Annotated in this window: 22 protein-coding genes and 1 pseudogene; 5 read left to right on the top strand and 18 right to left on the bottom strand. The window is 63.7% G+C overall.

The features are described from left to right. Positions 1-32: 32 nt before the first annotated feature. The 4 genes from AB3G45_RS29315 to AB3G45_RS29300 form a co-directional block, all read right to left on the bottom strand. Complete coding sequence (locus tag AB3G45_RS29315; RefSeq protein WP_367834053.1) at positions 33-698, bottom strand: amino acid ABC transporter permease; 666 nt, start codon at positions 696-698, stop codon at positions 33-35. Positions 699-708: 10 nt separating this feature from the next. Beyond that, positions 709-1,377: an amino acid ABC transporter permease gene (locus tag AB3G45_RS29310; RefSeq protein ID WP_367834052.1), complete on the bottom strand. Its 669-nt coding sequence runs from the start codon at positions 1,375-1,377 to the stop codon at positions 709-711. A gap of 10 nt (positions 1,378-1,387) precedes the next feature. Beyond that, positions 1,388-2,155 (bottom strand): amino acid ABC transporter ATP-binding protein, encoded by a 768-nt coding sequence (locus AB3G45_RS29305; protein WP_367834051.1) that lies wholly within the window; start codon positions 2,153-2,155, stop codon positions 1,388-1,390. Positions 2,156-2,230: 75 nt separating this feature from the next. Then, positions 2,231-3,064, bottom strand: coding sequence for a substrate-binding periplasmic protein (locus AB3G45_RS29300; RefSeq protein ID WP_367834050.1), 834 nt, complete (start codon positions 3,062-3,064; stop codon positions 2,231-2,233). 202 nt (positions 3,065-3,266) lie between these two features. On the opposite strand from AB3G45_RS29300, the gene AB3G45_RS29295 reads away from it, so the two are divergent. Together AB3G45_RS29295 and AB3G45_RS29290 are read left to right on the top strand one after the other, a co-directional pair. After that, the gene (locus tag AB3G45_RS29295; protein WP_367834049.1) at positions 3,267-3,986 is read left to right on the top strand and encodes a GntR family transcriptional regulator; all 720 of its coding nucleotides are present in this window, start codon (positions 3,267-3,269) and stop codon (positions 3,984-3,986) included. Between the two features lie 2 nt (positions 3,987-3,988). Then, positions 3,989-4,771 (top strand): pyrroline-5-carboxylate reductase, encoded by a 783-nt coding sequence (locus AB3G45_RS29290; RefSeq protein ID WP_367834048.1) that lies wholly within the window; start codon positions 3,989-3,991, stop codon positions 4,769-4,771. Between the two features lie 9 nt (positions 4,772-4,780). On the opposite strand, the gene AB3G45_RS29285 is transcribed toward AB3G45_RS29290, so the two are convergent. From AB3G45_RS29285 to AB3G45_RS29275, 3 genes are read right to left on the bottom strand one after another with little or no spacing between them, the layout of a single operon-like run. Next, positions 4,781-6,361 carry a DHA2 family efflux MFS transporter permease subunit gene (locus AB3G45_RS29285; RefSeq protein ID WP_367834047.1) on the bottom strand — a complete coding sequence of 527 codons (1,581 nt, stop codon included), beginning with the start codon at positions 6,359-6,361 and terminating at the stop codon, positions 4,781-4,783. Next, entirely contained in the window at positions 6,358-7,392 is a 1,035-nt protein-coding gene (locus tag AB3G45_RS29280; RefSeq protein ID WP_367834046.1) for an HlyD family secretion protein, read from the bottom strand. The genes AB3G45_RS29285 and AB3G45_RS29280 overlap by 4 nt, the downstream gene beginning before the upstream one ends. Before the next feature lie 52 nt (positions 7,393-7,444). Then, positions 7,445-8,209 carry an SDR family oxidoreductase gene (locus tag AB3G45_RS29275; RefSeq protein ID WP_367834045.1) on the bottom strand — a complete coding sequence of 255 codons (765 nt, stop codon included), beginning with the start codon at positions 8,207-8,209 and terminating at the stop codon, positions 7,445-7,447. Positions 8,210-8,416: 207 nt separating this feature from the next. On the opposite strand from AB3G45_RS29275, the gene AB3G45_RS29270 reads away from it, so the two are divergent. Beyond that, the gene (locus tag AB3G45_RS29270) at positions 8,417-10,000 is read left to right on the top strand and encodes a winged helix-turn-helix domain-containing tetratricopeptide repeat protein (protein WP_367834098.1); all 1,584 of its coding nucleotides are present in this window, start codon (positions 8,417-8,419) and stop codon (positions 9,998-10,000) included. Positions 10,001-10,179: 179 nt separating this feature from the next. On the opposite strand, the gene AB3G45_RS29265 is transcribed toward AB3G45_RS29270, so the two are convergent. Continuing rightward, positions 10,180-10,542 (bottom strand): hypothetical protein, encoded by a 363-nt coding sequence (locus tag AB3G45_RS29265; protein WP_367834044.1) that lies wholly within the window; start codon positions 10,540-10,542, stop codon positions 10,180-10,182. 226 nt (positions 10,543-10,768) lie between these two features. Here AB3G45_RS29265 and AB3G45_RS29260 point away from each other — a divergent pair, with 226 nt between their 5' ends. Together AB3G45_RS29260 and AB3G45_RS29255 are read left to right on the top strand one after the other, a co-directional pair. Next, a complete protein-coding gene (locus tag AB3G45_RS29260; RefSeq protein WP_367834043.1) occupies positions 10,769-12,121 on the top strand; it encodes an acyclic terpene utilization AtuA family protein in 1,353 nt (450 codons plus the stop codon). Between the two features lie 116 nt (positions 12,122-12,237). Beyond that, positions 12,238-13,233, top strand: a complete 996-nt coding sequence (locus tag AB3G45_RS29255; protein ID WP_367834097.1) for a LacI family DNA-binding transcriptional regulator — start codon at positions 12,238-12,240, stop codon at positions 13,231-13,233. A 41-nt stretch (positions 13,234-13,274) separates the two neighbouring features. On the opposite strand, the gene AB3G45_RS29250 is transcribed toward AB3G45_RS29255, so the two are convergent. The 10 genes and pseudogenes from AB3G45_RS29250 to AB3G45_RS29205 all read right to left on the bottom strand — a co-directional run bounded on the left by AB3G45_RS29250 (position 13,275) and on the right by AB3G45_RS29205 (position 22,786). After that, on the bottom strand, positions 13,275-13,928 hold the full coding sequence (locus tag AB3G45_RS29250) for an amino acid ABC transporter permease (protein ID WP_367834042.1): 654 nt from the start codon (positions 13,926-13,928) through the stop codon (positions 13,275-13,277). Between the two features lie 9 nt (positions 13,929-13,937). Next, positions 13,938-14,603: an amino acid ABC transporter permease gene (locus AB3G45_RS29245; RefSeq protein WP_367834041.1), complete on the bottom strand. Its 666-nt coding sequence runs from the start codon at positions 14,601-14,603 to the stop codon at positions 13,938-13,940. Positions 14,604-14,615: 12 nt separating this feature from the next. After that, a complete protein-coding gene (locus tag AB3G45_RS29240; RefSeq protein WP_367834040.1) occupies positions 14,616-15,362 on the bottom strand; it encodes an amino acid ABC transporter ATP-binding protein in 747 nt (248 codons plus the stop codon). 27 nt (positions 15,363-15,389) lie between these two features. Beyond that, a complete protein-coding gene (locus AB3G45_RS29235) occupies positions 15,390-16,427 on the bottom strand; it encodes a transporter substrate-binding domain-containing protein (RefSeq protein ID WP_367834039.1) in 1,038 nt (345 codons plus the stop codon). A gap of 207 nt (positions 16,428-16,634) precedes the next feature. Further along, positions 16,635-16,745 (bottom strand): annotated as a pseudogene (locus tag AB3G45_RS29230) (IS6 family transposase); the annotation flags it as partial. 325 nt (positions 16,746-17,070) lie between these two features. Continuing rightward, positions 17,071-18,198, bottom strand: coding sequence for an ABC transporter ATP-binding protein (locus AB3G45_RS29225; protein WP_367834038.1), 1,128 nt, complete (start codon positions 18,196-18,198; stop codon positions 17,071-17,073). 109 nt (positions 18,199-18,307) lie between these two features. Beyond that, positions 18,308-19,522 carry a sialidase family protein gene (locus tag AB3G45_RS29220; RefSeq protein WP_367834037.1) on the bottom strand — a complete coding sequence of 405 codons (1,215 nt, stop codon included), beginning with the start codon at positions 19,520-19,522 and terminating at the stop codon, positions 18,308-18,310. Positions 19,523-19,562: 40 nt separating this feature from the next. Further along, positions 19,563-21,008, bottom strand: coding sequence for an aldehyde dehydrogenase (locus AB3G45_RS29215; protein ID WP_367834036.1), 1,446 nt, complete (start codon positions 21,006-21,008; stop codon positions 19,563-19,565). 15 nt (positions 21,009-21,023) lie between these two features. Further along, positions 21,024-21,899, bottom strand: a complete 876-nt coding sequence (locus tag AB3G45_RS29210; protein WP_367834035.1) for a carbohydrate ABC transporter permease — start codon at positions 21,897-21,899, stop codon at positions 21,024-21,026. 2 nt (positions 21,900-21,901) lie between these two features. Next, positions 21,902-22,786, bottom strand: coding sequence for a carbohydrate ABC transporter permease (locus AB3G45_RS29205; protein WP_367834034.1), 885 nt, complete (start codon positions 22,784-22,786; stop codon positions 21,902-21,904). Between the last annotated feature and the right edge of the window lie 4 nt (positions 22,787-22,790).

Here is a 22,790-nt window from a genome sequence, read left to right as displayed (position 1 = left end):
ATCTCCATTCGAGGGTTCTGATGGCGGACACGTCAGACGGCCAGCCGCTTGAGAATACGTTGTTCGACGACCGTGACGGCGCGCGTCAGCGGGAAGGCGATGGCGAAGTAGATGAGGGCGACGACGGTCAGCACCTCGATGGGGCGGGCCGTGTTGTTGGAGATGTTCTGGCCGACGAACATGAGGTCGGCCATGCCGACGGCCGAGACGAGCGCGCTTTCCTTGAACAGGCTGACGCAGTTGGACAGAAGCGTCGGCGCGGCGCGCAGCACGGCTTGCGGAAGGACGACGCTGGTCGTTCGTGCCCAGGGCGAAAGCCCGAGCGCCACGCAGGCGTCCAGCTGCTCGCGCCCGACGGATTTCAGCGAGGCGCGGAACGTTTCGCTGCTGATCGCGCCCATATAGAGCGTCAACGCGATCACGCCGGACGCCATGTTGGAGAGTTCGACGCCGAGGACCAGCGGCAGGCAGAAGAAGATCCAGAACAGTTGCACGAGCACGGGCGTGCCGCGGAAGAACTCCACATAGACGCTGGAAACGCCCCGCAGGATGGCGCTCTTCGAGGTCCGGGCGAGCGCCAGAAGGAAGCCGAGGATGCAGCCGAGCACGATGCAGATCAGGGTCAGCTTGAGCGTGGTCCACAGGCCGAGCAGCAGCGCGTCCTGGAATTTGAGCACGATCGCGAAATTGAAGGTCATCGGTCTCTCCTCAGTTCGCCAGCGCTTCGCGGCGGCGTTCCAGATAGCCGACGATCTGCGAGACCGGGAACGACACGGCGAAATAGACGAGCGCGACGATGGTGAAGGTCTCGATCGGGCGGTATGTCTGCGTGGCGAGCGTCTTGCCCTGGTACATCAGGTCCTGCACGGCGACGATGGCGACCAGCGCGCTTTGCTGGAAGATACCGATCCCGTTGGTCAGCAGGACCGGGATCGAATTGCGGACCGCCGTCGGTAGAACGATGTAGAGAATCCGCTGGAACGGGCTCAGGCCGAGCGCCACGCCGGCATCGAGCTGTTCCCTCGGAACGGCCTGGATGGAAGCGCGGTAGGCTTCCGCATTGAAGGCCGCCAGGTTGAGGCCGAGCGCTAGGATGCCCATCGTCACCGAGCCGAGGAAGACGTTGAACAGCATGGGCACGCAATAGAAGAACCAGACGATCTGGATGATGGCCGGCGTGCAGCGGAAGAACTCGATGAACAGCATGACCGGCAGGCGGATCGCCGCCCAGCGGCTCATGACGAGCAGCGCCAGCGCGAAGCCGAGCGTCAGCCCGATGGCATTGGCCGCGACGGTGAGCTGGATCGTGACGAGGAGGCCGTCCCAGAGGGGCCCGAGATTGCGGAAGACGGATGCGAAGTCGAAACTGTAGGTCATGGCCCGCCCCTCAATGCCGGATGTGGAACACCCGCTCGATGAATTCGCGCGTGCGCTCCTCCTTCGGCGAGCCGAGCACCTGTTCGGGCGGGCCGTCCTCGACGACGACGCCGCCGGCGCAGAAGATGACGCGCGAGGCGATGTTCTTGGCGAACCACATGTCGTGGGTGACGATGACCATCGGCATCTGCTGCTCGGCGAGCTGCAGAATGACCTGCTCGACCTCGCCCACCAGTTCCGGATCGAGCGCCGACGTCACCTCATCGAACAGCATGAGCTTGGGATCGAGCATCAGCGCGCGGGCGATGGCGACGCGCTGCTTCTGGCCGCCGGAGAGCTGGGCCGGGTAGGAACGCGCCTTCTGGGCGAGGCCGAAGCGCGTGAGGAGCGCCATGGCCCGTTCCTCGGCCGCGGCCCTCTTCTCGCCCCGCACCTTCATCGGCGCCAGGACGAGGTTGCCGATGACGGAGAGGTGGGGAAATAGCGTATAGTGCTGGAAGACCATGCCGATCGAGCGCCGGACCTTCGCGTCGATCGCGGTCCTGCGGCCCTCGGCAAAGATGTAGGGCTTGCCGGCGAAGGAGACGGAGCCGCTGTCGATCTGCTCCAGCCCCATCAGCACCCGCAGGAGCGTGGACTTGCCGCCGCCGGACGGGCCGATGACGACGACGCGGTCGCCCGCCTTCATCTCGATATCGAGGCCCTGCAGCACCTTGACGACGCCGCCGTAGCTCTTGTGCAGTCCTTCGATCCTAACCAGCGGGGCGCTATCGGGCATCGGGCAAACTCTCCTCCGTGAGACAGGAAGCGGAGCCGCCGCGCGGGCGGCTCCGGCATGGTTCGGTTCCCGGCCTCAGTTGCCGGCCTTGAGGACCTGGTCGACCGCCTTGCGGATCAGCGCCTCGACATGGCCGGTCGCCACCCGCTCCTCCAGGAAGATGTCCACCACCTCGACATCGGCGGCGGAAAGCTGGTGCGGCAGGCCGAAGGAGACGCCCTGCTTGGCGAGCGCCGGCGTCGGGTTGAGCGCGACTGCCCAGTCCGGGTTCGACTGGGTGAAGAGCTGGTTGGTGTCGGAGGCGTCGACGAGGATGTCGGCGCGGCGGGAGACGACGGCAAGGCGCGTCTCGTCGTTTGTGGGAAGGCGAAGGATCGACGCGGTCCTGACCGCGGCGGAGATCGCCTTGTCCTGCGCCGTGCCGGACATGACGGCGAGCGTGACGTCGGCCTTGTCGATATCGGCGACGGAGGTCGCGCCGGCCGGGATCTTCGGGTTGTCCTTGTTGTAGGCGAGCGAGATCTGGTACTCCATGGCGGGGATGGAGAACTGCACCGCCATGGCGCGCGCCGGCGTGCGGTTCAGCGCCAGCGACACGTCCCATTTGCCGGCCTGCAGGCCCGCCACGATATTGTCCCAGGTCGTATCGACGAATTCCGGCTTGACCTGCAGCACCTCGGCGAATTCGCGGCAGAGGTCGGCGTAGAAGCCGGAATATTCGCCGCTCGCCGGATCGCGCATCACATAGGGCGGGGCGACGGCGGCGCCGCAGCGCAGCGCGCCGCTCTTCTGGACACCCTGCCAGTAGCCTTCCGCGGTCTGGGCCATGGCGGCCGTCGTCGAAAGCCCCGCCACAAGGGCGAGCGCGGCCGTCGCCCGCAGAGCGGACGTCATCACAGTCGAAAGCATGTGCAATCCCCATTTTTTCAAGCGCTGGATAGCGCGGTTCCACCCGTCGGCTGCGGCCGTTTTTATGGTCTTTTTCTGTCGGCTCCGTGTCGACTGATCAATTTATGTCGTCAGCGTGTCGACAAAGTCAAGCGGAAATTTTACGATTGCTGCGCGCCGGTTTTTCTGGCCCAATGGCCCCGAAATGCGGAAAGGGACGTAAGTGTCTGAGGAAATTGAATTGAAGCGGGTGCGCGGCATGGGCTCGAAAAGCGTGTACGACACGCTGCGCAACGAGATCCTGGCGCTCGCCCTGCCGCCCGGCCAGCTGCTCGACGAGACGACGCTGGCCGAACGCTTCGCCATGTCGCGCTCGCCGATCCGCGAGGCGCTGATCCGGCTGGCCGGCGAGGAGCTGGTGGTCACGCTCTCCAACCGCAGCACCATCGTCGCCCCCATCGAGGTGGCGAGCTTCCCGAAATATGTCGAGGCGCTCGACGTCGCCCAGCGCATGAACACGCGCCTTGCCGCCGCGCTGCGCACGGAGGCGGACCTGAAGATCATCGCGCGGCGCCAGAAGGAATTCGAGGCGGCGGTGAAGACCGGGCAGCACCTGAAGATGTCGGAGGCCAACAAGCAGTTCCACATGGCCGTCGCCTATGCCGGCAAGAACGCCTATCTCGCCTCCTTCTACGAGCGGCTCCTGAACCAGGGCCAGCGCATGCTGCACCTGCATTTCGAATATCTGGAGCGCACCGGCGACGGCTATCTCCTGACCGACGAGCACGACCTGATGCTGGAGGCGATCCGGGCGAAGAACGTCGAGCGCGCCGACGAACTGGCCCATGCCCATACGCGGCAGTTCCAGGACAATTTCATCGCGTTCCTGCGCGAGAACTACACGACCGACGTCGCCTTCGGTCCCCTTGCGGCGGCGGAATAGCCATGTCGCTCCCCCAGAAGATCGGCTTCATCGGAACCGGCGCCATCACCGACGCCATGGTGCGCGGCCTTCTCGCAAAGCCCGCCGCCCTGCCCCATGTCATGGTCTCCCAGCGCAGCGCGGATATTTCGGCAGCGCTTGCCGCCGACTTTCCGCAGGTGCTCGTCTCCAGCGACAACCAGGCGATCGTCGACGGCTGCGACACGGTCGTGCTGGCGATCCGCCCGCAGATCGCGGAGGAAGTCGTCCGCCCCCTGACGTTCCGGGACGGGCAGAGCGTGATCAGCGTCGTCGCCGCCACGGGCCGCGAAGCGCTCTCCGACTGGATCGGCGCGGATGTGCGCCTCTCGCAGGCAATCCCCCTGCCCTTCGTCGCCCGTCGCAAGGGCGTCACCGCCGTCTATCCGCCGGACAGGGACACGGCCGCGCTCTTCAACGTGCTCGGCAATGCCGTGGAATGCGAGACCAAAGCGGAATACGACCTCCTCGCCGCCGCCAGCGCCCTGATGGCCACCTATTTCGGCATCATGCACCGCACGACGGAATGGCTCGCGGAAAAGGGCCTGCCGGAGGAGAAGGGCCGCGCCTATCTGGCGCCGCTCTTCGCCGGCCTTGCCGACACCGCGCTCCTTGCCGGCAAGGACGCCCCGTTCATCGAGATGAGCCGCGAATTCGCCACCAGGGGCGGCCTCAACGAGCACGTCTTCCGGGATTTCGACACGGAGGGCGGCTCCGACGCCCTCAGGGAGGCGCTGGACCGCGTGCTGGCGCGCATCTCCGGCTGAGGCCGGCCGTCAACCGGCCCTGGCAAGCCGCGACAGGATCCCCTTGAACGCGACCAGAACGGGTGCTGCGAAGAGGAAGAGCAGCGCGACGGCGTTGAAGGCCGTGTCGAAGGCGATGACGGCGGACTGGCCCGACACCGCCCGGGCCGTCAGCGCCACCGCCGCCCGGCCGGCGGCGGCCGCCCCCATTCCCTTCGCCTCGAGCGCGGCGGTCACGGTCGCCAGACGCTCGATCGCCGCCGGCGCGCCCCGCGCCACGTCGGACACCAGCACCGCGGTATTGCCGGCGATATCGCGGTCGATCATCGTCTGGAGCGCGGCGACACCCATCAGGCCGCCGAGCTGGCGGCCGGCGCTGAACAGGCCGATGCCGGCGGCGAGGTTGCGGGCGCCAAGCCCGCCGAACGCGATCAGCGTGATCGACAGGAACAGCAAGCCGAGGCCGAGGCCGCGCAGGAGCACTGCCGGCATCATGTCCGCGGCGCCGCTGTCGCCGTTCGAGCCGGACAGCATCCACATGGCCGCCATGATCATCAGGATGCCGAGGGGCACCGTCGCGAAGGGGGCGAGGCCCCGGGCCTGCATGAGGTAGGCGGCGGCGAACAGCGCGGCGGCGAACAGCGCGCCGCTCGGCAGGAGAAGAAGCCCGGCATCGGTGGGCGTGAAGGCGAGCGCCGACACGGCGAAGGCCGGAATGAGGAAGGCGCTGCCGAACAGGGCCGCCCCGGCGACGAAGCTGACGATGAAGGCGAAGGAGAATTCGCTCGACCGGAACAGCGAGAAATCGAGCAGGCCGCCCTTCCGCTCCGCCACCTGATGGCCGAGAAAGGCGAGCAGGGCGGCAAGGCCGGTCACCGTCAGCCACAGGATGCGCGGCGCCTCGAACCAGTCCCACCGGCTGCCCTGGCTGAGGACATAGGCGAGGCAGAAGAACGCGATCGAGACCAGCGGAAAGCCGATCCAGTCGAACCGGCGCATCGCGCCGCGGGCGGGCGCCGGGCAATCGCCTGTGAGGAGAAGGCCGCAGGCCGAAAGCGTCAGGGGAAGGACACTGGAGAAGATCCATGTCCAGGACTGGCTGTCGAGCAGCCATCCCTGGAGGGCCGGCGCGAGCGTCGCGGGGGCGACGACGGCCCCCAGCGCGAACAGGGCCTGCAGCACCGGCTGCCGCGAGCGGGGAAAGGCGAGGAAGACGATGGCCTGCCCGGCGACGAGCAGGACGCCGCCGGAAAGGCCCTGCACCACCCGCAGCGCCACCAGGAGGTCGAGCCGGGTCGTGAGGGCCGCCACGGCGCAGGCAAGGCCCATGGCGAAGGTCGCGCCGACGAGCACGCCGCGCGGATCGAACCGGCTCGTCATCCAGGGGGCGAGCAGGAACCCCGTAAGCTTGGCGCCGGTATAGCCGACATCCAGCAGGGCGAACTCGTCCGGCGTCGCATGGATATCGCCGATGATGTCGCCGCGGCCGAGCGACAGGACCGTGCCGGCTATCGCCTCGGTGAGGGCGGCGAGCACGATGCCCGCAAGGACGAGGAAACCGAGGGCCGCCGCCGGGCGGGCCGGCGGCGCGAGGGTGCCCGCCGTCGTCATGGCCCGCTCTCCGCGTCGATCTCGACCCGCGCCGACAGGCCCGGCACCAGGCGGCCGGGCAGCGGATTGCCGGCCAGCCGGATCTTCACCGGAACGCGCTGGACGACGCGCACGAAGTTGCCCGTCGCGTTGTCGGCCGGCAGCAGGCTGAAGGAGGAGCCGCTGCCCGGCGCGAAACTGTCCACGACGCCCTCGAACGCCGTGTCCGGATAGCTGTCGACGGTGATGCGGACGGCCTGGCCGAGCGCGATGCGCGCAAGCTGCGTCTCCTTGAAGTTCGCGACGATCCAGACGCCGTCGAGCGGGACGATATCCAGGAGGGGCGTGCCCGGCGCGACGAGCCGGCCGACGCGCGCCTGGCGGTTGCCGACGACGCCGCGCACGGGCGCGCGCACCAGCGTTCCGGCAAGGTCGATCTCGGCGAGGTCGCAGGCGGCCTCGGCCTGCGCCAGGGCGGCGGCCGCCGCGCCGCGCTGGGCGGCGAGCACCGCGATGCGCTGCACCTGCGCCTCCAGCGTCGCGGACGCGGCGGAAACGCCCGCCTCGGCCCGCGAGCGCGCCGCCTCGCTCTCGTCGAGCTTGGCCTGGCTGACGGCGTTGCTGCGGCTGAGGGTGCGGTGGCGGTCGACGGCCTTGCCGGCCAGGGTCACCTCCGCCTCGGCGGCCCGCTTCTGGGCCTCGGCCTGGCGGATGAGGGCGTGCTGCAGGTCCACCTCGGCATCGACATTGGCAAGGCGCGCCTTTGCCGCCTCGACATTGGCCAGCGCCTGCGCCAGCTTGGCGCGATAGTCCCGGTCGTCGATGCGAAACAGGATGTCGCCGGCCTCGACGGCCTGGTTGTCCTGCACGTCCACCGCCGTGATGTAGCCCCCGATCTTCGGGGCGAGAGCAGTGACGTCGCCGCGGACATAGGCGTTGTCGGTCGCCGCCCCTTCGCCGAGATGCGCCCGGGCCCAGCCCGCGCCCACGACGACGACCGCGCAAAGGCACAGCGCCAGGCCGATCATCTTCCTCTTGTTCATATGTGCCATGACGGCCTCCAGGGCGTTGCCGGGATAGTTGGATTTCCGTGGAAGGGTCGCCCTAGGAGACGGCCAGCCGGGCGCGCTCGCGCGCAAGCCAGGCATCGAAGCCGACCGTGCCGATACGTGCGTCGTCCCCCGGCGTGAGCGAGCGATCGGAAAGCAGGCCGCCGAAATAGCGGGCGCGGATGTCGGCCACCACCGTTCGCGGGTCCCCGGTTCCTCGCAGGAAGCGCCGGACGAGTTCGTCGAGCGGCAGGGCCTCGGGGCCGGCGACCTCGACGGTGCCGTTGACGGGCGGGGCGAGCGCCACCTCGGCAAGGGCCGCGACGACGTCGTCGGAGGCCATCGGCTGGATCAGCGCCGGCGACAGGCGGATCTCGTTTCCGATCGTCGCCGACCGGGCGATGCCGTCGACGAATTCGAAGAACTGCGTGGCGCGCACGATCGTATAGGCGATGCCCGACGCCTTGATGAGGTTCTCCTGCGCGACCTTCGCCCGGAAATAGCCGTTGTGCGGCAACCTTTCGCTGCCGACGATCGACAGGGCGACATGGTGGCGCACGCCCGCGGCCGCTTCCGCTGCCAGGAGATTGCGGCCGGAGGTCTCGAAGAAGTCGAGGACCGCCTGGTCCTCCCAGACGGGGGCGTTGGCGACGTCGACCACGACCTCGGCCGCATCCAGCGCCGCCGACAGGCCCTCGCGGGTGATGGTGTTGACGCCGGTGTTCGGCGAGGCCGCGAGCACCGCATGGCCGCGCCGCTTCAGGTCGGTCACGAGCTTCGCGCCGATGAGGCCGGTGCCTCCGATCACAACGATCTTCATGGCTTCTCTCCGCTTTCCCGACCGCAACCCTTGCCGTCGACGTGAAGCCAGAATGCCGCCCCGCCGCCGGGAAGTCCTTGGCGCCTCCTTGAATTACCCTTGCGAAAAGCTTGGCTTTCCGTCCAGGCCCGTTGCGGGTATCAAGGCGCGGAAGGATTTGCGGGCGGCCCGGCGATGCGGGTGCGCGCCCGGCTGGGGGACGGCGACGTGCGGTTCATCTTCGCAGACTATGTGCTCGATCCCGGGCGCCGGGAGCTGACCGCCCGCGGACAGGCCGTGGCGATCGGCCCGAAGGCCTTCGACCTCCTGCTCCATCTCGTTGCGAACCGCGACCGGGTGACCGGCAAGGACGAATTGCTGCAGGCGGTGTGGGCCGGGCGGATCGTCTCGGAATCGACGATCACCAGCCATATCAACGCCGTGCGCAAGGCGATCGGCGACAGCGGCGAGGCGCAGCGCCTGGTGCGCACCGTGGCGCGCAAGGGGTTCCGCTTCGTCGGCGAGGTCAGCCTCGACGAGGCGGAAGGAGCGCCGGAGGCGCCGGCCGGCGAGGCGCGCGGCGAGCCCCGGCCGGCGCCCGCGCTCGCCCTTCCCGACCGGCCCTCCATCACCGTCCTGCCCTTCCAGAACCTCAGCGGCGACCCGGAGCAGCAATATTTCACGGACGGCGTGGTGGAGGACATCATCCTCGCCCTGTCGCGCGTGCGCTGGCTGTTCGTCATCGCCCGCAATTCCAGCTTCACCTACCGGGACCGCACGGTGGAGGTGCAGGACGTGGGCCGGGAACTCGGCGTGCGCTACGTGCTGGAGGGCAGCGTGCGCCGGGCGGCGAACAGGGTGCGCATCACCGGGCAGCTCATCGACGCGATAACGGGCACGCATCTGTGGGCGGAGCGCTTCGAAGGCACGTTCGACGACCTGTTCGCGCTGCAGGACCGGGTCGCCGAAAGCGTCGTGGGCGCCATCGCGCCGCAGCTGGAACGGGCCGAGATCGAGCGCGCCAAGCGCAAGCCGACCGAAAGCCTCGACGCCTACGACTATTACCTGCGCGGCATGGCCAACCTGCACAGGGGAACGCGCGGCGCCATCGACGCGGCCCTGCCGCTGTTCTACAGGGCGATCGAGCTCGATCCGGACTTCGCCTCGGCCCATGGCGGGGCGGCCTGGTGCTACTTCTGGCGCAAGCTCAACGGCTGGATGGACGAGCCGGAGCGGGAGATCGCCGAGGGGACGCGGCTGGCGCGGCTGGCGGTGGAGCGCGGCCGCGACGATGCGGTGGCGCTGACCCGGGGCGGCCACGCGCTCGGCCACCTTGCCGGCGACCTCGACGGCGGCATCGCCCTCGTCGAGCGGGCGCGGCTGCTCAATCCCAACTTCGCCCTCGCCTGGTTCCTGGGCGGCGTCCTGCGGGTCTTCCGCGGCGAACTCGACAGCGGCACCGAAGACATCGCCCACGCCCTCCGCCTGAGCCCGCTGGACCCGGAGATCTTCCGCATGCAGGCCGGAATGGCGCTCGCGAACTTCTTCGCCGGCCGCTACGACCGCGCCCTCGCCTGGACGGACAAGGCCCTCGTCGACCTGCCCAGCCTGCTCGTCGCCGTCGCCCTGCAGGCGGCAAGCCACGCGCTCGCCGGCCATGGGCAGGAGGCCGCGAAGGCGATGGCACGCCTGCGCGCGCTCGATCCGTCGCTGACCCTCGCCAATCTCAGGGACTGGATGCCCCTTCACCGGCCGGAGGATTTCGAGCGGTTCTCCGACGCCCTGCGCCTGGCCGGGCTGCCGGAACGATAGAGCATTCTTGCGGTCCCTGCTCAGTTGTCACCGTTGCGCCGAGTGAGCGAAGTGTCAGATCAAATCCGTTGAGCGCATAAAAAAGAGAGGTGGCCGGGAGCCACCTCTCCCAAGACCGCAGCCGAGGAGGCTTGTTGCGGTCCGCCCGGCCTTGGAACTGGCCAGGATTCGGTTCGAGGTCACGCAGCGGATTGCTGAAGGCTCGGCGGAAGGTCCTCGCTGAGCAGTTCCATGCTGAGAAGGATGGAACTGAAACCCTTGCCGTGGATATCGAGCTGAAGCGTGCGACTTGCCCCGCCGCCCAAAGCCTCGTGAAGCATGAAATTGAGCGCGGCGACATTCGGCAGTTCGTACCGCTCGACACTGCCCTTCACGACGCTGCTCATGAACGTCTTCACCGCTTCCGCGCTCAGGTTCTTTTTCAGCCATGGGTAGTCTTTCGCGTCGAAGCAGACGATGCCGACATTGGCAGAGTTGCCCTTGTCGCCCGAGCGGGCATGGCAAATATCGCGCAAGACGATGCGATGGGGTGCTTGGCTCATTTTTCCTCCTCGGGCGATGCTGGCGCCCCTTCTGACGTCCTAAGGTCATAGGAGATCGACACCCGTTTGGCACCCGGCGTCCTGATGGAATTCCATCACCCCTGCCCGGCCGCGGCTTGATTGATTTCCATCGGAATTTCGCGTGCGAGCCTGATGGTCGGGCGGTAGCGTCGGCACGACAGAAGGGCTGCCGTCCGGCGCCCTGAAGCACATAGAGGAGGATGATATGGGCTCGTCAAAAACCATTCGTATCGGAGCAGGCTCCGCCCATGAAGGCGACGATATCTACGGGGCCCAGATTCTGGCCGAACGCGGGGATCTCGACTACATCGTGTTCGATTGCCAATCCGAGGTGGCGCTGAGCAAGGCCTTCCTGCGGCGCGAGAACGGCATTCCCGGCTACGATGTGCTTTTCGAAGCCAAGCTTCGGAAAATCCTGCCGGCCTGCGTCAGCCGAGGGACCAAGATCATCGCCAATGCCGGCATTCTCGATCCGAAAGGCGCCGCCGTTGCCATCAGCAAGGTCTGCAGCGAGATGGGGTACGGACACCTGAAGGTCGCCTATGTCAGCGGCGGCGAGGTGACAGACCAATTGCGGCAGCTCGACCCGGTGATCGCCGATACGAACGCGCCCTTGTCTGCTTTCGGCAATGCGTTTCTCGGTGCTGTCGCCTATGGCGGCGCCCGCGAGATCGTCGCCGCACTGGCGCAGGACGCCGACATCGTCATCACACCGCGCGCCGGCGATTCAGAGCAATACCTCGCGGCCATGATGCATGAATTCGGCTGGTCGTTCGACGATTGGGAGAAGATCGGCCGCGGATTGGGCCTCGGCCATCTCGTCGAGTGCTCGGCGCAGGTCACCGGCGGTTGCTACGCCGATCCCGGCCGCAAGGACGTCGATGGCCTCGAGCGCCTCGGCTTTCCCATTCTCGAGGTCGAGGCCGATGGCAGCGCGGTCATCAGCAAGGTCGAGGGAACCGGCGGCGTGATCAACGAGCAGACCTGCCGGGAGCAGCTCGTATACGAGATCGGCGATCCGTCACGCTACATCCACGCGGATGCCATCGTCGATTTCACGACGACAACGATCACGCAGGTCGGGCCGGACCGCGTCCGGATCGAAGGCACGGGCGGCAAGCCGAAGACGGACACGGCGAAGATCGGGCTTGCGGTTCGTGAAGGCTATATCGGCGTCGGACGGCTGCTTTTCGGCGGCGTGGGCGCCCTGGAAAAGGCAAGACTCGCCGCCGAGATCTGCCGCAAGCAGCTTGTCGAACGGCATGGCTTCTCCGAGGACCGCCTGCGCTTCGATTTTATCGGCTTTAATGCGCTGTTCGACTGGGGTACGGATCCCGACGCCGTGAGAGAGGTGGAGCTGCGGGTGTCGGGTCGCGCATTCACGCGGGCGGAAGCCGCCGACGTTATGACAGCCGTGTCCCTGCTGCCCTGCAACGGACCTGCCGGCGTCTTCTGGCCGCGCCCCACCGATCAGGGCGGCATCGAGGAAATCATGGGCTATCACTCCACGCTCCTGCCGCAGGATGCCGTGCGGTATGAGGTTCACGTCGCGAATTAACCCTGGCAAGTTGGCAGGCCCTGTCGTACGGTTTTCTTCAGGGAATTGTCGTGAACTAGGTAGCAGTGCGCATGCGCGGGCCATCGCGAAAGGCGAAGCCGAGCCGGTTGGATGACGTGGCTCGGCTCGCCGGTGTCGGGATTGCGACCGTCGATCGCGTTCTCAACGAACGCGGCGGGGTGAAACCGGAAACCGCCAGAAAAGTCATCGTGGCCGCTCAACAGCTTGAGCTTGCCCGCCGACTTCCCAATCCCTACAGAAAAAGACTTCGCGTTGCGGTCATTTTTCCACCGCCGGTCACGCAGTTCTTCCGGCGCGTCAACGAGGCCGTGCTGCAGATCGCGTCCACACTCGACCGCGAAGTCACCCTGCATCGTATATTTGCAGATCCGGACAGCCTAACGGAGGTCGCGGCCCAGATCCAGAATTCCACGGCCGACGCCTTTGTCGTCTACGCATCGGAGCTGCCCAAAACGGTGGAGGCGGTGCGAACGGCATCGGCCGGCGGGCGCCCGGTCGTCACGTTCGTGAACGACATGTCCGATTCCGGCCGCCTCGCCTATACAGGCATCGACAACAATGCGGCAGGACGCACAGCCGGCTATTTCGCCGCGCGAATGACCAGCCAGCCCGGACCGGTGGTCGTGCTTTACCGTGGCCCGGACTACAGCGTGCACCGCCAGCGGCTGCATGGCTTTGAAACCGCACTTAAACAACATGCGCCGCACCTGACGATATCGGCTCTGATAGAAGGGCCGATCGAGCGGACGCCCATCCTGCACGCATTCAAGCGACAGTTGACGGGGACCATGCCGCCGCTGGTGGTCTACAGCACGGGCGGCGGCTCCGCCGAACTCGGCGACGAACTGGCAAGAGCCGACCGGGCTGGAAAGACGCTCTTCATAGGCCACGAGCTGACGGACCAGTCCCGCGATCTGCTCGCACGCGGCGTCATGACGCTGGCCATCGACCAGAATCCTGAACTGCAGCTGCGTGTAGCGATCGACAGGATACTCGGCGAGCTCGGCTATATCGGGTCGATACCGGCGAGCATGATCGTGCCCTTCACCGTGTTCAGCCCGGAAAACATCGTGTCTTCCATGTCCAGCTAGGGTCAGGGGCGCACGCCAAAGGTGCGCGTATTCGGCAATCCCTATCGCGTTGCCGCCAGGTAGCGCTTTTCCAGGCTGGCGCTGGCGATGGACAGCGGCCAGCAGATCGCGAAATACAGCGCCGCCACGGCGCCGAAGACAAGAAGCGGCTGCATCGTCGCATTGGAGACTATGACGCCCGCCCGGCTGAGTTCGGTGAAACCGACGATCGTGCACAGCGACGTACCCTTGATGAAGGTCACAAGGAAGCCAACGGTTCCGGGAAGCGAAATGCGGATTGCCTGCGGGAAAATGACATACCGCATGCGGTCGATATATCCCAGACCCAGTGCAAGCGCCGCCTCGGACTGACCGCGCGGAACCGACTGGATGGCGCCGCGCCATATTTCGCCGAGAAAGGCGCTCGCGTGAAAGGTGAAGGCGACGACGATCGACGTCCATGCGCTGGGATTGAGCCCGATGATCGGAAGACCGTAAAAGGCTATGAAGAGCTGCATGAGCAGGGGCGTCCCCCTGAAAACCTCGATATAGGCCTGTGCCACACGGGAAACGATGGCCACGCCGGAGGCCCGACACGCCGCAATGATCACGCCGATCATCCCGCCGAAGAAGAAGGCGGCCAGCGAAATGTAGACCGTCCACTTGGCGCCTTCCAGGATCAGCCACAGATCATTCACGACCAGATTACGAACCATGGTCTTCTCCTAAAGGGGATACCGGAAGATATATTTGTCGACGCGGGAGAGGGTAAAAGACAGCATGACCGCCATCGACAGATAGATGACTGAAAGCGTGAAATAGACCTCGAAGCTTCTATATGTCGCGTACTCGATCTCCTGCCCGAACGTTGTAAGCTCGGTCGCTCCGACGGACGAGGCGACGCTTGTCATCAGCATCAGCAGGACGAACTGGCTGACCAGCGCAGGATAGACCTTTCGCACGGCGGGCTTCAGCACGATGTAGAAGAAGGTTTCCAACGTGCCCAGGCCGAGGGCAAGGCCCGCTTCGGTCTGGCCTCGCGGTACGGACGTTATGCCGCCACGTATGATCTCCGACGAATAGGCGGCGAAGTTGGCCGACAATGCGATCAGTGCCGCCGTGTTGGAATCGAAGCGGATGCCCATGGCCGGAAAGCCGAAATAGATGAAGTAGATCTGCACGAGAAACGGCGTATTGCGGAACAGCTGGACATAGACGCCGGCAAGGAAGGCAGGGAGCCTGCTCTTCGACGTCCGCAGCAGGATGATCGCGACAGCTGCCACCATACCCACGCACATGGACAGGAGAGAAAGGCCAAGGGTCCACAGACACCCCAGCAGAAGCCGATCTGCCTGATCCAAGACCACCGAAAAATCAAAATCGTACTGCATATCTTGGCTCGCTCAAGACAGGATTTGCGCGAGGAACGCTTTCGTCCTGTCATGCTCAGGATTGTCGAAGAATGCCGAAGGCGAATTCTCCTCCACGATCTGCCCATCGTCCATGAAGATGATCCGGTCGGCAACCTTTCGCGCAAAGCCCATTTCATGGGTCACGCAGATCATCGTCATGCCTTCTCGCGCCAGTTCGGTCATGGTGTCCAGAACTTCCTTGACCATTTCCGGGTCGAGCGCCGAGGTGGGCTCATCGAACAGGATCAGCTTCGGCGCCATGCAAAGCGCCCGCGCGATCGCCACGCGCTGCTGCTGTCCGCCGGAAAGCTGTGCCGGATATTTGTCCGCCTGGTCCTGCACCCGCACGCGCTCCAGATACTGGCGTGCGACCGCATTCGCCGCCTCGCGCGACAGGCCGCGAACGCGCCGCGGGGCCAGCGCGCAGTTCTCCAGAATGGTCATGTGCGGAAAGAGGTTGAACTGCTGGAAGACCATGCCGGCATCGGAGCGGATGCGCTTGACCTGCGACATGGTCCCGTCAAGGCGCGCGCCGTTGACCGCGATCGTCCCGCCCTGGACCTCCTCCAGGCAATTGATACAGCGGATGAGGGTAGATTTTCCCGATCCGGACGGACCGCATATGACGATCCTTTCACCGCTGGCGACCGTGAGGTCCACATTCTTGAGGGCATGAAACGCTCCGTAGTACTTGTTCAGTCCCCGGATCGATACGGCGTTCGTTCCAGCGTTGCTCATGCCCTCACCTCGGTCTTTCGCTTGGCCTCAATCGATCTTCCAGGAAATGCCCTCGATGCTCTCGGGGAATTGCGGAAGAGGTTCCAGAAGCCACTTCTGGCTGATTTTCTCGAGCTCACCGTTCGTCATGATCTTGTCGAGGAAGGCGTTGACGAAATCCAGGAACTCCTTGTCGTCCTTTCGAATACCGCCGCCCTGAAACTGCGCGCCAAGCTGGATCTTGTTCTCGAATTCCGCTCTGTTCATGCGGGTGAAATTGCCGATGTAGGTGCTGTTCCCGACGATGACGTCCGCTTGACCCGACATGAGGGCAAGGATGGAGCTCTGCGGATCATCGTATCGGACGATCGTCGCATCGGACGGCGCCTTTTCGGTGATGACCTTTTCCTCAGCAGAAGCCTTCGACGCGGAGATCTTCATGCCGGAAAGATCGGGGAAATCCTTGATCGTCTTGTCCTTCGGGCCGATGACCCAATAGGACAGGCCCGCATAGGGTTTTGTGAACTGCAGCACTTCCGCCCTGTCGGGGAACATGCCGAGCACCGCAAACAGGATGTCGACCTTCCCGGTGACAAGCTGCGCAATGCGGCTCTGGCCGGTGACAGGCACCAGTTCCAGCTCGACCCCGATTTCCTTGGCGAGCAGCGTGGCGACATCGATGTCGTATCCCACGGTGGCGCCGCTCGCGTCGGCAAATCCCCAGGGCATGTTTGCTGCCTGCACGCCGACCCTGAGCTTGCCGGCACTTTTCACGGCCTCAAGCGTCTGCGCCGATACATTGGTGGCCGTCGTCAGCGATGCCAGCGCAATGAAAAGCGCCATGGCGCCGATGTAACCACCCAACCGGGTGCGGCATACCCGACCGAAGTCTCTGAGAATATGTAGCATGGATTCCTCCTTGTTTGGTGACGCTGTGCGGGAGCGGGCAAAGCCTCCCAATGACACCGAAACACCGGCGTCACGAGGCAACGGTGCTTTTGCTCCGTCCGCCAGGGCGAGCGGACTTTCCTCCTTCATCCGCGGCCTGATAGTATGCCAAGGATCGACCATAGGAAGCGTGTTCATGATGGAAATCCATCAAGGAAAACATCCGGATATTTCTTTCTTCCCGGAGACGGTCGACCTGAACGCCGCGACGATACGAACGTTCCCTGGCAATCGCGTGCGAAGCGCCGGCCGCCGACTGAGACGCCGCCTCGCTGGCCTCGCCTCTTTGGTTTTCCCAAAACGAGGTGAAGACGAAGGACGCTCGGTTCTCAGTGGCAATCAACAGCCTGGCGATCGAAGCCGATGCATCAGCCGTTCCCGCTTTCGCAATGGCAAATGTGAGTTTCCGGCGTGATTGTTCAGCCCCTTGTGTGATCAATTATCGACCACAGGCATGGGTGTTGTGACGATAACCGCTCGTTCGCACCCGCTGCGATAGATGCAAGCGCATGAGCGCCTCGCCCGTCAGCTAAAACGCCACCGGTTTCCGCCTCAGGTCATCGCCCATGCCGTGTGGCTCGCCATTCGGTATTCAGGCGCATTTTGCGCAATTCTCTCAGACAGTTTCCGTGAAATCTCCCACGAAGGGCAGGCCGAGCGACGTTCGGAGGCAGGGCCATGCTGCGTGGGAAATCATAGAAGCTTGGAAACGATGAAGCTTGCCACCGGCAACGGGCCTGATCATCGCCGACCGGCTGGACGTCACCTGCTTTCGCCCCGGTTAACCCGACAGTCCCGTCCGCGGCGCCCTTCGGTGTTGCGGTATCGTTTGACCACCGTGATCGAACAGGAAACAATTGTCACGCACGAAGCCTGCCTTTCGGAAATCGCCGATCCGGATGTCACTGATTTCGGGCGTTGCCGTCGCGATGATGGAACCGGCCTTGAACCCGGAAGCGTATGCATAGCTCGTGCTACCGAGACGTTCGACAAAATCGAACCTTATGTCGATCGAGGGGCCATCTGGTTTATCCACGTGCAGGTGCTCCGGGCGGATTCCGAGCGTCAGGGCGTCACCGGCTTGAACTTGACCTTCAGCCAACTGGAAAACGAGCGGGCCGCCTTGCAAGCCCTCGAATGACACCTCGACAGCCTTCCCCGTCACACGCTCGACGCTCGCTTTGAGGAAGTTCATTTTCGGGGAGCCAATAAAGCCGGCGACGAACATGTTTACCGGATGGTGATAGAGGTCCATCGGCGTACCGAATTGCTCTACCTTTCCTGCTCGCAGCACCACGATCCTGTCGGCAAGCGTCATCGCTTCGATCTGGTCGTGCGTCACGTAGATCATCGTCGTTTCAAGTTCGCGGTGCAGGCGGGCGAGTTCGAGGCGCATCTGCACGCGTAGCTCTGCATCAAGATTCGACAGGGGTTCGTCGAAAAGGAACACCTTCGGTTTGCGGACAATTGCCCGACCGATCGCCACCCGTTGCCTTTGTCCGCCCGAAAGTTCCTTCGGCTTTCGATGAAGCAGCGTGTCCAGTTGCAGGATCCTGGCCGCCTCCAGCACTTTTTCCTGCCTTTCGAGCTTGGGAACGCCCTCCATCCGCAACGAGAAGCCCATGTTCTCCGAGACAGTCATATGCGGATAGAGCGCATATGACTGAAAAACCATCGCCACACCGCGCTTCGAGGGTGAAACGTTTTTCACGGAAGCGCCATCGATGCGAATGTCCCCCTCGCTCAGTGTCTCAAGCCCGCAGATCATGCGCAGCGCCGTGGATTTCCCACAGCCGGAGGGGCCAACGAAGGCAACGAATTCCCCGTCCTTGATCTCGAGATCCAGCCCGTGAATAACCTCGAAATTTCCAAACCGCTTCTTTATGCCGTCGATTTCTAGCCGTGCCATGCTGCCTCCGATACCCTTGACGCCGATTTCGGCCGTAGTTTATCGGCCGCAGAACACACCAGCGGATACGGATCCCCTGCGTGGGTCTGCGGCCGAAATGCCAAACCTGTTATGTCAGCCGGAACCTGGTGGTCCTCAGATACTGAAGCGGTACAGGGTCATCGCTCCATTCATGATAGGAGCAGGCGATGGAGCCGTCGGGGTTCTGTGCGACGCTCGGATAGCCAATGTGCTGGTAAATGCCGGGATGATGGAAATCGATCTTGCCCGCGCCGTATCCTTCCGTGTCGTTGTCACCACCGAGACTTGAGGTCGGCTTGCTGTTGATCGACCTTTCCGGAACGCCCCCTTCACGAATGACGAATTCGTTCTTCACGTCCCAGTTGACGCCATCCTCGGAGATGATGCCACGAACGCCGTATGGCGGGCGCCGATATCCGTAGACCATCAGGTAGCGGCCGTCATGAAGCTCGATCAGTTCCGCCGGATAGCCCCAGATGTTGGTCCATTTCGGCGGGGTCCAGGAAAAGCCGTCATCCTCCGAAACGATCATCACCATGTTCTTCGAATCGCCGCTCGGATTCACATGCGTCCGCAGGAAGCAGACGAGGCGACCGTCCTTCAGGCGAAGGATATCCGGCTCTTCATAGTCAATGATGTTCGCCGCGTCGTAGGCCAGGGTCGAATAATATTCCCAATTGTCGCCGCCGTCGTCAGAACGCATGAGTGCGGAGCGAGTGGTTTCTCCCTCGCCTTCCTCGCCGTAGCCACGGATGCGGCCATAAAGCCCCATGAGGATGCCGCCATCAGGCAGCTGCCAGCAACCGGAACGGCATCCGCCATGCTTGAGCGGGCGCACGTTTACCGGGATGGGGGATGTCCAGGTTTCGCCGCCATCCTTCGATTTGACGACGAATGTGCCAAGCCAGCTCTGCATCTTGAACGCCCATGTCCAGTCACCCCACTTGCCGGTGTTGGGCGCTGCGGACCAGGACGGCTGCGTCGGCTTCTGTCCACGCTTGAAGAAGCCAGTGATGGTGAAGTTCACCAGAAGCGTGCCGTCGTCCAGTTCGCAGATGCCGGCATCCCAGTTTCCGGTGGTCTCGGTCCAGTCGATGATGATCTTCGGCTCGCTCCAGGTCTGGCCGCCGTCCTTCGAACGAGCCATCATGGTGCGCCCGCTGTCATGGTGGTAAGGGTAGCGCTCCTCATTGTAGACAGCGACCAAGTCGCCGTTGCGCAAGACGCGCGTCATGGTCTGATTGACACAATGTTCGGGGTTCTTGACCATTACGTGATGAGTAATGTCCTTGATTGGGCTCATAGCGTGCTTGTTCCTCTCTTGCTAAGCTATGGACGGTTCGTCAGAGACGAATTCCGATGTTCTTGGTGATCAGGTAATTCATGATGCCGGGCAGCCCCCGCTCACGGCCGATGCCGCTGTGCTTTTCACCGCCGGTGGGCGCCTGAAACCCTCCGATGAACCAGCCATTGATCCAGACGGAGCCGAAATCGAGCTTGCGCGTAATCGAATGGGCACGGCTTATGTCGCGCGTGTAGACGCCGGCGACGAGGCCGGTTTCCAGCCCATTGGCGAGCTGTATCGCCTCCGCCTCGTCTTCGAAGGTGTGGACGATCGAAACGGGGCCGAATATCTCTTCCCGCGCAATCGAAATCGCCGGATCGACGTCGTCGAAGACGGTGGGTTCGATGAAATATCCCGTGTCCAGGCCTGCCGGCCGACCGCCGCCGAACCTGAGCCTGGCCCCCTCCTTGCGGCCTTGCTCGATGTACCGCATCACCTTGTCGTACTGTTCCTTGGAGGCCAGCGGCCCCAGCGTCGGGTTGTCTTCCGGCATCCCGACGGTCAATGCCGTGACCTTGCTTTCCAGCAATGCCAGGAATGCTTCCTTGATGTCCTTGTGCAGCAGGTAGCGCGATGACGACGAGCAGACCTGTCCGCTATTGCCGAAGCTTGCATCCAGCGCGTCGGTCGTCGCCCGGTCGATGTCACCATCGGCAAAAACGATCATGGGGTTCTTGCCGCCGAGTTCGAGAACGACCGATTTGATGCCGGCAGCGGCCGCGATATAGACTTTTCTTCCCGTCTCGATCGACCCTGTAAAGGTGACGCCGCGCACCAGCGGATGCCGCACGAGTGCCTCGCCCGCCTCGTGACCGAAACCCGAAATCACATTGACGACACCGGCGGGCAGCCCGGCCTGAAGGCACAGCTTGCCGAAAGCAAGGGCCGTCAACGGCGACTGCTCGGCGGGCTTCACCACGGCGGTGCAGCCTGCCGCCAGCGCCGGCGCAAGGGAGCGCGCGACCATTGCGAGGGGGAAATTCCAGGGAACGATGTGAGCGGTCACGCCGATTGGCTCAAGGGAGGTGAAGTCGACGAATTCTCGACCGAGCGGGATGGTCGCGCCCTCCAGCTTGTCCGCGGCGCCTGCATTGTAGCGAAAGCAGCCGGCAACGCCCCTCATGTCACCCCGGGCTTCGCCGATGGGTTTGCCCACGTCGATGGATTCGAGAAGGGCGAGGTGCTCCTGGTTCTCCTCCACCAGGTCGGCGAGCTTGAACAGCATTCGGCCGCGCTCGAAGGGCGTCATCTGCCCCCAGGGGCCTTCGAGAGCTGCTTGTGCCGCGTTGCAGGCTGCATCTACATCGCCGCTCTGCCCGCGGGGGACCGAGCAGATCACCGTCTCCGTACTTGGATTGATCGTTTCAAACGTCTCGCCGCCAATGGCGTCGAGCCACTCGTTGCCGATAAACATTTTTGTTTTCAGTTCGGATTTATTCATCATTTTTACGTCCACACCTCACGACTTGACGCTGCCCTGGGATATTCCCTGAATGAAATATTTCTGCAGGAAGAAGAAAACGATCAGGCTGGGGATCGACAGGACCGTGACGGCCGCCATCGAGACCGAGAAGCCTTCCAATTGGGTATGACTTCCGACGACCGGCGCGAACTGCGCAATGCCCACCGGGAGGGTCTTCATGCTGTCGTCGAAGGTCACCAGCAGGGGCCAGAGAAAGTTGTTCCAGTTCAGCGTGAATATGATGACCGTTGCAGCGATTGCCGGCGCGCGCGCCAGAGGCAAGGCGATGAGCCAGAAGACCTTGAAGGGGCTCGCGCCATCCATCCGCGCCGCTTCTTCCAGTTCTTGAGGGAAACCCAGGAAGAACTGCCGGAAGATATACACGCTGAAGACATTGGCGACCGTCGGCAGGATCAAGGCCTGGTAGGTGCTGGCCCAGCCGACCTTGATGATGGCGAGCAGCAGCGGCACAACCGTCACCTCGACAGGGATCATCAACGAGGCCACGAATATCGCAAACAACAGCCCGTTGCCGGGAAAGCGCATTCTTGCGAGCGCGTAGCCGGCCATCGCGCCGAAAAACACGCAGAGTGATGTCGAAATCGTTGCCTGGACGAGGCTGTTGAAGGCCCAGCGCAGGACTGGGAACTCGAACACCTTGATATAGTTGGCGAGCGTGAAGACACGCGGGAGCCATTCGATGTCGCGCGTCATCACATGCTGCGGCAGCTTGAAGGAGGTCGACACCATCCAGACGAATGGCAGCGACCAGATGAAGGCGATGAAGCAGCCGAGTATCCACAGCGGCATATCGGAATATTTCAGGTTTCTATCCACAAGGACTTTGGGGACGTCGAAGCGCGGCTTTTTCATTGTCACGCCCTTTCCTTGACCAGAACACGCAGGACCAGGGTCACCGCCACGATGATGATGAAAAGCAGGATGGCGATTGCCGAGGCGGAGCCGAATTGGTGACGGACGATTGCCTCTTTGTAGATCATGTGGATGGGCGAGTCGGAGGAGCCTGCAGGTCCCCCGTTCGTCATGACATAGACCTGGCTGAAAATTCTGAGCGTACTGATCATCTGCAAGGTGACGACCATGCTGATGACGGGGCGCAAAAGTGGCAGGACGATGAAATAGAACCGCTGCAGCCGGCCGGCACCATCCACGATCGAAGCTTCGACCAGATCCCTGGGGATGTCCTGCAAGGCTGCGAGAAACAGAATGAAGGCTAGTCCCATGTCCCACCAGATCGATGCGACGCTGACGCCGACGAGCGACCATTGCGTGGAGGTGAGCCACTCGACGTTCGAGATGCCCAGATAGCCGAGATAGTGGTTGATCAGCCCGTACTGGGTATCGAGCAGCCACACCCAGATCAAACCGATGACCGTCGCCGATACGACATAGGGCGCAAAAAAGAAGGTGCGGGCGAGCGATGACAGCGGCCAGCGCTGGTTGACGAAGATTGCCGCCGTCAATCCGCAGACGGTCACCCCCGGAACGATAATCAAGCCGTACCAAAGGACGTTCTTGAACGAGTTTGCGACCCATTCGTCCCGAATGGCCTCCCGGAAATTGTCCAGCCCGATCCATTCCGGCGCACCGATGATGCTCCATTGGGTGAAGGCGACGTAACCGCCGAAGAGAACAGGAAGAATATTGAAGAGAAAGAACGGGATCGTGAAGAAAGCGACAAACAGATATCCCGTCCACTCGATCCTTTGAACTTCGCTCTCGTCTGAAGGGCTGACCAATGTG

The organism is Shinella sp. S4-D37 (assembly GCF_040812195.1).
GTDB lineage: Bacteria > Pseudomonadota > Alphaproteobacteria > Rhizobiales > Rhizobiaceae > Shinella.
The sequence above is the reverse complement of the archived record's forward strand: the minus strand, read 5'-3'. Positions and strand labels throughout refer to the sequence as shown.

Coding starts and splice junctions, on each gene's coding strand:
- AB3G45_RS29315 (WP_367834053.1), bottom strand. CDS start 698: ATGACCTTCAATTTCGCGATCGTGCTCAAATTCCAGGACGCGCTGCTG.
- AB3G45_RS29310 (WP_367834052.1), bottom strand. CDS start 1,377: ATGACCTACAGTTTCGACTTCGCATCCGTCTTCCGCAATCTCGGGCCC.
- AB3G45_RS29305 (WP_367834051.1), bottom strand. CDS start 2,155: ATGCCCGATAGCGCCCCGCTGGTTAGGATCGAAGGACTGCACAAGAGC.
- AB3G45_RS29300 (WP_367834050.1), bottom strand. CDS start 3,064: ATGCTTTCGACTGTGATGACGTCCGCTCTGCGGGCGACGGCCGCGCTC.
- AB3G45_RS29290 (WP_367834048.1), top strand. CDS start 3,989: ATGTCGCTCCCCCAGAAGATCGGCTTCATCGGAACCGGCGCCATCACC.
- AB3G45_RS29285 (WP_367834047.1), bottom strand. CDS start 6,361: ATGACGACGGCGGGCACCCTCGCGCCGCCGGCCCGCCCGGCGGCGGCC.
- AB3G45_RS29280 (WP_367834046.1), bottom strand. CDS start 7,392: ATGGCACATATGAACAAGAGGAAGATGATCGGCCTGGCGCTGTGCCTT.
- AB3G45_RS29275 (WP_367834045.1), bottom strand. CDS start 8,209: ATGAAGATCGTTGTGATCGGAGGCACCGGCCTCATCGGCGCGAAGCTC.
- AB3G45_RS29265 (WP_367834044.1), bottom strand. CDS start 10,542: ATGAGCCAAGCACCCCATCGCATCGTCTTGCGCGATATTTGCCATGCC.
- AB3G45_RS29260 (WP_367834043.1), top strand. CDS start 10,769: ATGGGCTCGTCAAAAACCATTCGTATCGGAGCAGGCTCCGCCCATGAA.
- AB3G45_RS29250 (WP_367834042.1), bottom strand. CDS start 13,928: ATGGTTCGTAATCTGGTCGTGAATGATCTGTGGCTGATCCTGGAAGGC.
- AB3G45_RS29245 (WP_367834041.1), bottom strand. CDS start 14,603: ATGCAGTACGATTTTGATTTTTCGGTGGTCTTGGATCAGGCAGATCGG.
- AB3G45_RS29240 (WP_367834040.1), bottom strand. CDS start 15,362: ATGAGCAACGCTGGAACGAACGCCGTATCGATCCGGGGACTGAACAAG.
- AB3G45_RS29235 (WP_367834039.1), bottom strand. CDS start 16,427: ATGAACACGCTTCCTATGGTCGATCCTTGGCATACTATCAGGCCGCGG.
- AB3G45_RS29225 (WP_367834038.1), bottom strand. CDS start 18,198: ATGGCACGGCTAGAAATCGACGGCATAAAGAAGCGGTTTGGAAATTTC.
- AB3G45_RS29220 (WP_367834037.1), bottom strand. CDS start 19,522: ATGAGCCCAATCAAGGACATTACTCATCACGTAATGGTCAAGAACCCC.
- AB3G45_RS29215 (WP_367834036.1), bottom strand. CDS start 21,008: ATGATGAATAAATCCGAACTGAAAACAAAAATGTTTATCGGCAACGAG.
- AB3G45_RS29210 (WP_367834035.1), bottom strand. CDS start 21,899: ATGAAAAAGCCGCGCTTCGACGTCCCCAAAGTCCTTGTGGATAGAAAC.